Source organism: Sporomusa sp., assembly GCF_035561255.1.
Lineage (GTDB): Bacteria > Bacillota > Negativicutes > Sporomusales > Sporomusaceae > Sporomusa.
In genome coordinates this window covers 1-12,211 of sequence record NZ_DATMXX010000203.1, presented here as the reverse complement: position 1 = coordinate 12,211, position 12,211 = coordinate 1, and the positions used below count along the sequence as shown (strand labels likewise).

General features: G+C 45.6%; 10 protein-coding genes. 4 read left to right on the top strand and 6 right to left on the bottom strand.

The window, feature by feature from the left end; translation table 11 throughout:
- The first annotated feature begins 383 nt into the window (after positions 1 to 383).
- Positions 384 to 1,625, top strand: coding sequence for a hypothetical protein (locus tag VN379_RS11205; protein WP_325533803.1), 1,242 nt, complete (start codon positions 384 to 386; stop codon positions 1,623 to 1,625).
- Between the two features lie 325 nt (positions 1,626 to 1,950).
- Here the strand turns inward: VN379_RS11205 and VN379_RS11200 are convergent, their stop codons facing one another.
- The 6 genes from VN379_RS11200 to atoS all read right to left on the bottom strand — a co-directional run bounded on the left by VN379_RS11200 (position 1,951) and on the right by atoS (position 9,325).
- Entirely contained in the window at positions 1,951 to 3,132 is a 1,182-nt protein-coding gene (locus VN379_RS11200; RefSeq protein WP_325533801.1) for an acetyl-CoA C-acetyltransferase, read from the bottom strand.
- A 51-nt stretch (positions 3,133 to 3,183) separates the two neighbouring features.
- On the bottom strand, positions 3,184 to 4,506 hold the full coding sequence (locus tag VN379_RS11195; protein ID WP_325533799.1) for a TIGR00366 family protein: 1,323 nt from the start codon (positions 4,504 to 4,506) through the stop codon (positions 3,184 to 3,186).
- A 14-nt stretch (positions 4,507 to 4,520) separates the two neighbouring features.
- Positions 4,521 to 5,174: a 3-oxoacid CoA-transferase subunit B gene (locus VN379_RS11190; RefSeq protein WP_325533797.1), complete on the bottom strand. Its 654-nt coding sequence runs from the start codon at positions 5,172 to 5,174 to the stop codon at positions 4,521 to 4,523.
- A 1-nt stretch (position 5,175) separates the two neighbouring features.
- Positions 5,176 to 5,835 carry an acetate CoA-transferase subunit alpha gene (gene atoD, locus VN379_RS11185; protein ID WP_325533795.1) on the bottom strand — a complete coding sequence of 220 codons (660 nt, stop codon included), beginning with the start codon at positions 5,833 to 5,835 and terminating at the stop codon, positions 5,176 to 5,178.
- A 276-nt stretch (positions 5,836 to 6,111) separates the two neighbouring features.
- Positions 6,112 to 7,491: a sigma 54-interacting transcriptional regulator gene (locus VN379_RS11180; protein ID WP_325533793.1), complete on the bottom strand. Its 1,380-nt coding sequence runs from the start codon at positions 7,489 to 7,491 to the stop codon at positions 6,112 to 6,114.
- Positions 7,484 to 9,325, bottom strand: a complete 1,842-nt coding sequence (atoS, locus tag VN379_RS11175) for a two-component system sensor histidine kinase AtoS (protein ID WP_325533791.1) — start codon at positions 9,323 to 9,325, stop codon at positions 7,484 to 7,486. The genes VN379_RS11180 and atoS overlap by 8 nt, the downstream gene beginning before the upstream one ends.
- A gap of 338 nt (positions 9,326 to 9,663) precedes the next feature.
- On the opposite strand from atoS, the gene VN379_RS11170 reads away from it, so the two are divergent.
- The 3 genes from VN379_RS11170 to VN379_RS11160 all read left to right on the top strand — a co-directional run.
- On the top strand, positions 9,664 to 10,092 hold the full coding sequence (locus VN379_RS11170) for a GNAT family N-acetyltransferase (RefSeq protein WP_325533789.1): 429 nt from the start codon (positions 9,664 to 9,666) through the stop codon (positions 10,090 to 10,092).
- A 1-nt stretch (position 10,093) separates the two neighbouring features.
- The gene (locus VN379_RS11165; protein ID WP_325533787.1) at positions 10,094 to 10,366 is read left to right on the top strand and encodes a hypothetical protein; all 273 of its coding nucleotides are present in this window, start codon (positions 10,094 to 10,096) and stop codon (positions 10,364 to 10,366) included.
- Between the two features lie 50 nt (positions 10,367 to 10,416).
- A partial coding sequence (locus VN379_RS11160; RefSeq protein ID WP_325533785.1) for a PAS domain S-box protein occupies positions 10,417 to 12,211 on the top strand: 1,795 nt, incomplete at its 3' end.

Genomic DNA, 12,211 nt, shown 5'->3' with positions numbered 1-12,211 from the left:
GATTTAAACTCCTATAATCTGGATTTTTATAGGCCGTTCCTTTTCTTATTTTGATTTACTGAACTTTTTCGCCAGGCCATACACGATAGCGCATATTTTTGGATAAAGTATCAACATTCTGCTATAAAAAAGAAGACGAGGGGACGGTGGTTGTGTCTGGCAAGTTATTTCCCTGTTCTTTTCTGTAGTTATTACTGGATTGTGTTAAGGTTAATTTCATTGAAGACAGTACCACCGTCCCTTCGTCTTGAAAACTCTGATTGGTTATGATCTTAGTTCCATATATAGCGATGTTTTGAATTATAATGTATTGCTTCATTGCCCAATTAAAGAAAAGGTTGTACACTGAGATACATAATTATTGTGGCTGGAGGCGATACAGGATGGCAGATATGACAACGGTTGATAGAATTGTGTGCGACTATGGATTTCCTATATACCTGTATGAGGAGGACGTGATTGCCAGGCAGGTATCTATCTTAAAAGAAGCACTGCCGGGTTTTAACATCTTTTATTCAATTAAAACAAATCCCAATAAGCATATATGCCGCTATATGAGTAATCAGGGACTTGGTGCTGATGCAGCGTCAGCCAACGAAGTCATGAAAGCGTATGAGGCTGGTTTTGATAAAAAGGATATTTTGTACTCCTCACCAGGAAAAACCGCTGAAGATATTATTAATACCCTTGATAAGGCTGTTATTATTGCAGATTCCTATAATGAACTCGCTATGATCAATGACCTGTGCGCGCAACAGGGGAAAAAGGCGGCAGTGGGCCTTAGGATCAATCCCAACTTTACTGTTACGATGGGTTCTGCTCCGGAGATAGCGGAGGGGGCTTCAAGTAAATTTGGTGTGGATGAAGAAAGTTTATTGGACAATAAGGGCTTTATCGAAACATTACAATGTGTAGAAATAATAGGGATACATGTTTATCTCAGGAGCCAGATTTTAGATGAAAATGTACTATATGCTTATTTTAAAAGAATTTTTGAACTTGCAAGCACCTGTATAACCCAAATGAACTGGAACTTATCCTTTATAGATTTTGGCGGCGGCTTTGGTATTCCTTACACAAAAGGAGATTCAGCAATTAACTGGCAAACACTGCAATTGCAAATGCAGGAGTTGGTCGATAACCAGGCGATTGTCGCAAAAGATAAGATACGGTTAATTATTGAAAGCGGCCGATTCCTTGTTTCAGAAGCCGGTAGTTTTTACACTAAAATTGTCGATGTAAAAGAATCCAGAGGCCAGAAATTTGCTATTGTGCATGGCGGGCTTAACGGTTTTCTTCGGCCATCAATTATGAATATTTTCCGGCAAATTTCACTTAATGAGGCAAGCAAACCTTTTGAACCGCTGTTTTCCGGACTGAATGCGTTTGAGGTTTCCATTCCCGCAAGACAGGGTGAACCATTAGAACTTGTTTCTGTGGCGGGGAATCTCTGTACATCGACCGATCTGCTGGCAAAGGATGTTTATCTTCCTAAACCCCGGATTGGAGATATACTCTGTGTCAATAATGCCGGTGCCTATAGTTATACTCTAAGCCCATACGATTTTGCAAGCCATCCCCGGCCGCGCGAAATCTATATCAACGATGATAAATATATTGAGTAGAAAATTTTTACTAAATGTGCAAGCCAGAAAATCCGAACTTCCAGCGTTGCTTAATAAGGGGTGACGGAGACCAGGGGTGACTGGGGGACGGTGGTTGTGTCTGGCGAGTTACCTCCCTATTATTCTTCTGTTATTTTGCCGGATTTACTAACTGATAAGAATCAATGCCTATTCAAGAAGGAACTCATCAAGACAGTACCACCGTCCCCTCGTCCTCCATACCGGGCTGTTTCAAGTAAAAAGATTGCTTCCCCTATAGGTCATTTGACCAGGGGAAGCAATCTTTTTTGTCTTCTGAAAAGTGTATTATTAGCCTGAGGTAATTTTAAATTCTTTCTATAATGGTGGCAACACCCTGGCCGCCGCCAATGCAGAGGGTAGCCAGGCCCAGCTTTTTATTGTTGCGTTCCAGGGCATGCAATAAAGTGACAAGGATACGCGCGCCGCTGGCGCCAATTGGATGACCGAGCGCAATGGCGCCGCCGTAAATATTTACTTTTTCCTGAGCGAAACCTAATTCTTTACCGACAGCAAGGAATTGAGCCGCAAAGGCTTCATTGGCTTCAATCAGATCAATATCGCTGATTGTTAACCCGGCTTTAGCCAGGGCTTTCCGGGTTGCCGGGACCGGGCCAACCCCCATAATGCTTGGGTCAACGCCGCCGGAGGCATAGGAGCGGATTCTGGCCAGCGGTTTAATGCCCAGTTCCCGGGCCTTATCGCCGGACATGATGACAAGTGCTGCGCCGCCGTCATTGATGCCGGAGGCGTTGCCGGCGGTTACGGTGCCGTCTTTTTTGAAGGCGGGCTTTAGTTTGCTCAAAGCCTCGAAGGTAGTTCCTGCCCGGGGATACTCGTCAGTGTCCACTACGACTTCGCCTTTTTTGGTTTTAATAATAAGGGGGGTAATTTCCTGTTTAAAGGCTCCTTCGGCAATGGCTTTAGCGGCTTTGCTCTGGGATTCAGCAGCCACCTGGTCTTGTTCCTGGCGGCTAATACCATATTGCTCGGCAACATTTTCGGCAGTAATGCCCATATGGTAGTCATTAAATGCGCACCAAAGGCCATCTTGTATCATAATGTCGGTTAGCTTAGCATTGCCCATGCGATAACCCCAGCGGGCCTTGGCATCTAATAGATACGGCGCATTAGTCATGCTTTCCATGCCACCGGCAACAACAATATCGGCGTCGCCGGCGAGAATGGCCTGTGCGGCCAGGTTGACAGTTTTTAAGCCGGAACCGCATACTTTATTTATTGTGTAAGAGGGTGTTTCGACAGACAGACCGGCTTTAACAGCAGCCTGCCGTGCCGGGTTTTGGCCAAGACCGGCTTGCAGTACATTACCAAATATGACCTCATCAATTGAATCTTTGGCAATGCCGGCCCGGGTGACAGCCTCGCTGATGACATGGGCTCCCAGCTCGACTGCTGAAAACGGTGCCAATGAACCGTTAAAACTGCCGATTGCGGTGCGTACGGCACTGGCAATAACTACTTCTCTCATGTTACTTACCTCCACTTTGTATATATTAGTTAGTGTTGTTTGATGTCTTGATTAGAAGAAATGCAGGCCGATAATAAAGATCACGCCGGAGAATAACAAGGCGGTAACGCAATAACCCATAATATCACGGACACCCAGTCCGGCTATGGCTAATGCCGGTAGGGCCCAGAACGGTTGGGCCATATTCATCCAGGCTTCGCCATAGGCAATGGCCATAGCGGCTTTACCCATATCAGCGCCTAAGGCCTGGGCGGCAGGCATTACGAAAGGACCCTGGACAACCCAGTGTCCGCCGCCGGAAGGTACGGCAAAGTTGATTAATGCTGAACTGAAGAAGGCCATGATGGGAAAGGTTTCTGCGGTTGCGACATTAACAAACCAGTTTGTAATAATGCCGCCAAGGCCGGAATGTTCCATCATGATCTGAATACCGGCATAAAAAGGGAATTGAATCAGTATCCCCGCCGTTCCCCGGGCGGCTGCGCTTATGGCCCGGGCATAAGCCATTGGGGTTTTATGCAGCAAAATGCCGATCGTCAGGAACATCAGGTTTACGGTATTGACGTTAAGATTGAACCCTTTTTGAGAAAAATACGCACCGAGATAGACAATGCCGAGCAGGCCAACAACCCAGGCCAGTATCCGGCTTTCTTCAATTTTCTCCGCCCACGTTGCATCAGGGCCTAATACTTTGGCAACAGAAACTTCTTCTTGCAACAGTGCCGGATCTATGGAAACAATTTCATGCTCTTTTGGCATCATCATCCGGGCAATTAGCGGCACTAAAATAACTAAGCCAACAGTGATGAAAATGTTATACGGAGTAAAGATGGTATTAGATATGGGGATAAGTCCAACCATTTTTTCCATCGGGTTGCCGGCTGTAGCCGCTACTAGCGGAACAGAAGCGGAGAAACCGCCATGCCAGGTTAAAAAGCCCATATAAGCTGTGGCGATGAGTAACCGGTAATCAGATTTAGGGACACGGCGGGCTACTTCGCGCGCAAACATCGCACCAACCACCAAACCAAAACCCCAGTTAATTACACAGGCTACTGCTGAACAAAAACCGACCAGCATAACGCCCTGAGCCGGCGTTTTAGCCACCGAAGCCAGGCGGGACATCCCTTTTTTTACCGGTCCAGAACTGGCCAGCGCATGGCCGGTAACAAGAACTAGTGCCATTTGCATGGCAAATGCTAACAGATTCCAAAAACCGTCACCCCACATGTTGACCATATCCATGGCCGAATGCGGGGTTATCGTGATACCCAGAACAAAGGTAATAATAGTAAGCAATATAGCAAATACTAATGGGTCAGGCAAATACTTATTAACAATATTAGTAAAAAAACGTGAAATAACTCCTACCATTGTTGTATCTCCTCCTATGAAATATTTTGCATTGGTTTAAGATCGGGGCTGATAATCAGGGTTGCTTCGGTACGGGTTTTAACAAACTCAACATCAACACCGTCGGCGATTTCCTCACAAACAAGCCCCTCTTTGGTTACCCGGAATACCCCAAGTTCTGTGATGATTAGATCAACCACACCCTTACCGGTTAGCGGGAGACGGCACTCCTGCAGGATTTTGGACGAACCGTCTTTGGCACAATGCTCCATAGCGATAATAACCTTTTTAGCCCCTGTGACCAGATCCATGGCTCCTCCCATGCCGGGAACCATTTTACCGGGAACCATCCAGTTGGCTAAATTGCCGGACTGGTCTACCTCAAGTCCTCCTAATACGGTCACATCAACATGCCCACCTCGGATCAGCATGAACGAGGTAGCGCTGTCAAACATGGCGGCGCCGGGAATAACGCCGCAGGGCTGGCCGCCGGCATTGACCAGATTCGGGTCTGCTGCTCCGGTTAAAGAACCTAACCCAACGAACCCATTCTCGGACTGCAGGGTTACATCAACGCCGGCAGGCAGGTAGTTGACCACCATTGTTGGCAAACCAATTCCAAGATTTACAACATTGCCATTTTCCAGTTCTAAGGCAACCCGCCTTGCAATGATCTCTTTCGCATTCATACTAGCAACCTCCTAAATAAACAATCTTGTCCACAACTACGCCAGGGGTCATTACCTCATCAGGAGCTATTTCCCCTACTTCAACCAGCTCATCTACCTCTGCAATGACTAAGTCGGCAGCCATGGCCATTAATGGATTAAAATTGCGGGCCGATTGATCATAGACAAGATTGCCTGCTTTATCTGCTTTTTTCGCTCTAATCAAAGCGATGTCAGCCCGCAGTGGGGTTTCCAGAAGATAGTCCACGCCGGCAACGGACAGCTTTTGTTTTCCTGTTTCGACAATAGTGCCTACACCGGTTGGGGTTAGCACACCACCCAGGCCGGCACCACCGCAGCGCACTCTTTCTGCCAGCGTGCCTTGCGGCACCAACTCAACGTTCAGTTCCTGAGCAATCATCTGTTTGCCGGTTTCAGGATTGGTGCCGATGTGAGACGCAATTACTGTTTTAACCTGACGGTTGACAACAAGACGGCCGACACCCTTATCGGGAAAGCCGGTATCATTGGCAATCAGGGTAAGGTTCAGCACTTTTTTGTCGATGATTGCCTGTATTAGGCTTTCTGGGGTGCCGACAGCTAAAAAACCGCCTACCATGATCGTCATGCCGTCTTTTAAATAGCCGGTAATTTGCTCGAGACTTACTTGTTTGTTTGTCATAGTTAACCTCCTGCTACTCTGATTATTGATGTAATGCAATCAACTGGATGCTTGCGTAATCCGCCATTAAACGACAAGAATTTCAAGCTGTCTTATACTAACGCAAAATCCATGCCATAAATAAAAAAAGCCCTGTCGAAAAAATCGAAAGGGCTTGTGAATACTTACAAATACTAGATTGAAGATTTCTTTATCCAGACAACTCTAAAAATAATGACCGCATTTATTTGACAAAAGGTGCGCAGTTTTTTGCGCAGTGAGCACTTTTTTTCGCACTCACTCAATCTCATATTCTTGTATCTTATATAAAATAGAACGCCGGCTTACCCCTAACTCTTTGGCTGTTTTTACCTTATTGCCCTGATTACGCTGCAGTGCTTCTTTGATGAGCATACACTCCACTTTCTTAATCATCTCTTTCAGGGTTTTCCCCTCAGGTTTTTCAAACCCAAACGAGCTTATCAGGTCACTTTCATTGCTATACCTGAGATTGTCGGGGAGATCTTCCGGAAAAATCCGGCTGCCGGTACTCATAATCACAGCACGTTCTATGATATTAGCCAGCTCGCGCACATTGCCCGGCCAGTTGTAGTTTTCCAACAGTCTTAGGACATCAGGGTCAAAACCCAGGATAGCCTTCTCATTCTCGGCAGTGAATTTCTGCAAAAAATAGCCGGCTAATAACTCAATATCTTCCCGGCGCTCCCGCAGCGGCGGCGCCGCCAGGGACACCACATTTAACCGGTAATACAAATCCTGGCGGAAGGTTCCCTGTTTGACCATTTCCTGTAAATTGCGATTTGTTGCTGCCAGCACCCGGATATCGGTTTTAATTGTTGCATTGCCGCCTACCCGCTCAAATTCCCGCTCTTGCAGTACTCTTAGGAGCTTGACCTGCAGATTTGGGGAAATTTCACCGATTTCATCCAGGAATAGTGTACCGTGATCGGCTTGCTCAAACCGGCCGGAGCGGCGCATAATGGCACCGGTAAATGCCCCCTTCTCATGGCCAAACAGTTCACTGTCCAGCAGACCCTCCGGCAGTGCCCCGCAGTTGATTTTTATGAAGGGACCGCTGTTCCGCTTACTATTGTAATGGATGGTATTGGCAATCAGTTCTTTGCCTGTACCGCTTTCGCCGGTGATCAGCACACTGGCATTACTCTGGGCAATTTTATTAATGTTTTGGCACAACTCCTGCATTTTGGGGCTGTTGGTTATAATCTTGTCTAACCGGTAGCTGTCAATCAACTGCTGATTTAACACATAAATCTTCTCAGTCATTTTTTGCAATTGAATGGCGCGGTTGGTCAGTAACTTAACCTCTTCAATATCAAAGGGTTTAATAACATAGTCAAAGGCACCTAACTTGATGGCTTCGACTGCTGTTTCTACTGCGGCATAGGCGGTCATCAAAATAACAGTGACATTCTGGCTCAATTGCCGCATTTCTTTAAAGGCTGTGATTCCGTCAATGTTCGGCATGCGGATATCCATAATAACCAGATCTGGCTGAACTGTCTTGAATTTGCTTAACGCCTCTTCGCCGCTCCCGGCGCACACTACCTGGTAGCCCTCGCGTTTTAGAACTGCTGACAATAATTTGCGCACACTGTCCTCATCATCAACAACCATAACTGTATAGTTATTATTCATCAGTCTCGCCTCCCTGATGTGTAACCGGAAGTTGCAGGGTAACTGCAGTGCCGCTCCCGGGTTCGCTGTGAATATCGATCCGGCCATAATGAGCATTAATGATCCGCTGGACCACCGCCAGCCCCAAGCCGGTGCCGGTGGCTTTGGTAGTGAAAAAAGGATCAAAAACTTTGCTCAAATCCGCCGGGTTAATACCGGTACCGGTATCTGTTATCTGTACATGGATAAAATCGCCATTTCCGTGCCAGGTCTTAATCTCGAGGGTTCCCAGGTCGGGAATAGCCTGGATGGCATTAATCAATAGATTAAGCAAAACCTGTTTAAGCTGCTCGGCATCACCTTCGATTTGCGGCAGTGTTTTTTCAAACTGCAGCTTAAACTCTAATTTGTGTTTGGTACCGGTGTTTTTTACCAATACCAGCGTTTCCTCAATCAAACTGTTGATATCCACTAGCGTATAATTGGTTTTACAGGGGCGGGAAAAATATAAGAGTGTCTCAATAACCCGGTTTACCCGGTCTACTTCTTTAATGATTACAGGCATGTATTCTTTTCGTTCTTCTTCATTGTCGGTGCCTTGTAAATATTGGACAAAGCCTTTTATGGCTGTGAGCGGGTTGCGAATTTCGTGGGCAACACCGGCCATTAATTCCCCCAGGGATGCTAAGCGCTCGGCTCGCAGCATCTGAGCCTGCAAGCGGTGCTGTTCGGTCAGATCTTTGAATACGACAACTGCGCCAATGATCTTATCAGTACTGTCTTTCAAGCGGCTGGTACTGATACTGATGTAAATATCTCTATTCTTAACCGGATAATCCATCTCAATTCCGATATAGTTTGTTCCTGTTGCCAGGGTATCTAACAGCAAACTGTTAAAATGCCGGCCTTCACAAAAGATTTCCTTATAAGGCTTATCGACAATCTCGGCGCAAATAAAGCCTGTTAAGGCTTCAGCAGACTTATTGGCACTGGTTATGGTACCATTAATATCAACCGTGATAACACCGTCGGCAATACTGTGCATAATATTCTCATTTAGCGTCTGGGCATTGAGCAGGGAGCGCGCCATATGGTTGATGGCATCACTAATCTGTCCCATTTCTCCCTCCATCGGGCTGATCTTGTGACGCAAATCAAAACGCAGCTGTTCCAAATTATTTTTAATGGTCTCCACATTATGGATAAATCCCCTGGTCATCCAGAAGATTAACAGTAAACTGACAATAATCCCGATACCCACAGACAGGTAGATATTGTTGTCCATCGACGCCATTTGGGCGTGGATGTCATCTGTCAGTTCGTTTGCCCAGATATAACCAATCACCTCGCCATGCCGCACAACCGGAATCATGGCATTCATAATATCTCCTCGTACCATTGGCGCAAATTCAACCAGGCGTTCGTTTGTATTCATAACCTTATGGCCTGGATGACTAGGACCGATGGCAATGCCAACCTTATCTGCGTAATTACTACTAGGGCCATAAGTAATAATTGCATCAAGTTCCTTGCTATAGTAGCCGGCCCCAACCCCGGGATAAGCACCGGTCAAGGTGTCTGTGTAATTTTTCAAAGCCTCATTTAGTACGTTTATCTGTGTCGCACGATCGGCATGTTGCATATTTTTTGCCGTCAGTATTGCAGAATAGCCTTCGCCAAGGTAGTTGTCCAACAATGAGGCAATACCAAATAATTTCGTCTGCTTTTCGACCAATAGTGCTTCTTGTGTTTCCAGCTTGATTACATACCCGGTCAGAAGTAGCGGTATACTTACGATGATCAAGGTAAATAGAATCATCTTATTGCGTAATGTTTGGGGTACTAAACGTTTCATAGGCCGTCTCCTCTAGTACTAATTAATATTATTACGGAAACAGGGCAGCCGGTGGCAGGACAGAAATATGATGAAAAGGACTCCCAGGTTGAGAGTCCCCAAGCTACGCGAAATTTTTCGGTTAATGTAGATGAAGGAGCCCCAGGCTGCTGCGATGGAGATGCATTTTATTGAACAATGAGTGATAGTTAGTCTGCCTTTGACTGTCTGATTATAATACTAGCTTATCTGCTTTGAACTGTAAATAAGCGACCACCCATGACCTGCACTAGAGGAAGAGGCCCTGGTGATGGCGAATGAAAAACATGAAACACAAAACATAAAGGCGGGAAGATACATTGGAAGTACAACGTGTTACCACTCAATGCCAATTAGATGAAGCTTTGCGGATAAGAGTAGCAGTATTTGTTACAGAGCAAGGAGTCCCCCAGGAAGCTGAGATTGATGAACATGAGGCTTTGGCAGAGCATATTCTTGTATATAATGAAGATAAACTTCCTGTTGGTACCGGACGATTTCGAATTATTGACGGCATTGCAAAATTAGAAAGAATTTGTGTTCTGGCTGCATATCGCCAATATGGATTAGGAAGACAGATTGTCGGGAAACTGGAGGAAATTGCAAAAGAGCAGGGCTTAACTAAAGTAAAACTGCATGGACAAACTCATGCAGAACATTTCTATAATAAGTTGGGCTATAAAAGAATGTCAGATGTATTTATTGAAGAGGGCATTCCCCACATTCTGATGACAAAGGATCTTATTTAATATGACAAGATATTCAGTCCCGTTTTCTCCTCTAACAGAGCGTATTGCTCACGAAGCACCACAACTGTCGGTGGCATTAGCCGAATTGAGGGCTGTGATGGGCACCGAAGATTTTGAGCGGTACATTGACTCACTTGTTTCGCTGCGAAAAGTAGGGGATCAGTTGCTCCTGATTACAAGAAGGGAAATGTATAGATCAATACTACTTAGCCGCTTTTTACCGGCGATAAAACAGTGTTTTGCAGTGCCGGTTGTTAGAATTGTAAGCCAATAAGGCTGATTGGATAGCTAAAACTTTCAATTAAGAAAGATCGGAGATTTCATATGAGTAGTATGAATCGGGGTAGTACGGACAAGCATAGTATTGAAGCACGATATGGAATGCTTGCCCGCAAAACTTCCAACGGGGTTCTTATCATTGATGCTAACGATTGTTTGGTCACTGTAAACCCAAGTGGATTAAGGATGTTTTGTTATTACGCGACCAATATGACAGGCAAAAGCATCTTTGAATTTATTGCAACTCACGACAATTCTTTAGCAAGACACTATATCAAAGAAGCCCGGCAGGGAAAAACGGTAGAAGGGAATATAACGTGTCTGCGTGAAGATGGCACCAGCTTTTCCGTAGAATTAAGTATAGAGTCATTTGCCGACGAGCACTTACAGATTATCGCCTCAGATGTTTCGATGCGAAGGCAGGCAGAAGAAGCCCTGAAAAAAAGCGAGGCGCGTTATCGGGCAGTCATCGAGGATCAGGTGGATTTGATCAGGCGGTTTCTTCCGAATGGCCGTTTAACTTTTGTCAATAGCTCGTTTTGCCGGTATTTTGGCAAAACGATGGACCAACTTATTGGGCAGAATGTCATCTCGCTTATTGCCGCGGAAGAATGGGAAAAATTCAAAGAACAGATATTTTCCCTGACTGTTGACAATCCTGTTGCGATGGTAGAGCGAAAGTTTGTTAGCCCGGATGGGCAGGTTCGTTGGCAGCAATGGGTAAACCGGGCTATCTTCGATGATTGCGGCAGTATTGTTGAATTTCAATCTGTCGGCAGGGATATTACTGCGCAGAAGCATGTGGAACAGCAGTTAAAGGAGAGTGAAGCACGGTACCGGGCAGTAGTAGAAGATCAGGTGGATTTGATTCGGCGGTTTTTGCCTGATGGTCGCTTGACATTTGTCAACAGTGCGTTTTGCCGTTATTTCGGTAAGTCGATGGAAGAGCTTATCGGGGAGAATGTTATGTCACTCATATCTCCGGATGACCGGGATAGGTTTAAAGAGCAGATATTTTCGTTAACTGTCGATAGCCCGGTCGCTATGACTGAGCGAAAGCTAATTGGCAGGGATTCACAAGTCCGGTGGCAGCAGTGGGTAAACCGGGCAATTTTTGATGACTGTGACAGGCTGCTCGAATTTCAGTCTGTGGGCCGGGATATTACAACGCAAAAGCAAGTAGAACAACAGCTGATGGAAAGTGAGGCCCGCTACCGGGTAGTTGTTGAGGATCAAGTAGATCTAATACGCCGGATTTTGCCTGATGGCAGGCTAACCTTTGTTAATAGCGCCTTTTGCCGTTATTTCGGGAAAAGCATGAACGAAATCATTGGTGAGAATTTTATCCACTTTGTACCACCAGCCCACCGGGAGTCTATTCTGCGTATGTTTAACCTGCTTAGTCCGGAAAACCCTGTGGCGTTTTCAGAATATCAATTTGGTACAGCTGACGGCAATCGCTGGGTTCAATGGAATAACCGGGCGATCTTTAATGCCGTGGGGGACATTGTTGAGTATCAGTCGGTAGGGCGGGATATCACCTCCCAAAAAGAAGCCGAGATTAGGATTGCTGAAGCCAGGGCAGCTATCGAACGCGCTGCGAGAGTGACAACGCTGGCTATTATCGGCGGCGGCATCGCCCATGAAATAAATCAGCCATTAAACGCCATCCGGCTTTTGGCAGAAACAATTCTTTTACGCCATCAGTCGAAAGGTAAATTGCCGGTAGGCGAGGTTATAAAAAGCGTATTGAATATTTCACAGCAAGTAGATAGAATTGATAATATAGTGAATCATTTACGTTCATTTCTGCGAAATAGTCAAAATTATGATTATATAC

What these genes read in the sequence shown, in the direction of transcription:
- VN379_RS11205 (WP_325533803.1), top strand. Translation starts at nt 384, where the DNA reads ATGGCAGATATGACAACGGTTGATAGAATTGTGTGCGACTATGGATTT.
- VN379_RS11200 (WP_325533801.1), bottom strand. Translation starts at nt 3,132, where the DNA reads ATGAGAGAAGTAGTTATTGCCAGTGCCGTACGCACCGCAATCGGCAGT.
- VN379_RS11195 (WP_325533799.1), bottom strand. Translation starts at nt 4,506, where the DNA reads ATGGTAGGAGTTATTTCACGTTTTTTTACTAATATTGTTAATAAGTAT.
- VN379_RS11190 (WP_325533797.1), bottom strand. Translation starts at nt 5,174, where the DNA reads ATGAATGCGAAAGAGATCATTGCAAGGCGGGTTGCCTTAGAACTGGAA.
- atoD (WP_325533795.1), bottom strand. Translation starts at nt 5,835, where the DNA reads ATGACAAACAAACAAGTAAGTCTCGAGCAAATTACCGGCTATTTAAAA.
- VN379_RS11180 (WP_325533793.1), bottom strand. Translation starts at nt 7,491, where the DNA reads ATGAATAATAACTATACAGTTATGGTTGTTGATGATGAGGACAGTGTG.
- atoS (WP_325533791.1), bottom strand. Translation starts at nt 9,325, where the DNA reads ATGAAACGTTTAGTACCCCAAACATTACGCAATAAGATGATTCTATTT.
- VN379_RS11165 (WP_325533787.1), top strand. Translation starts at nt 10,094, where the DNA reads ATGACAAGATATTCAGTCCCGTTTTCTCCTCTAACAGAGCGTATTGCT.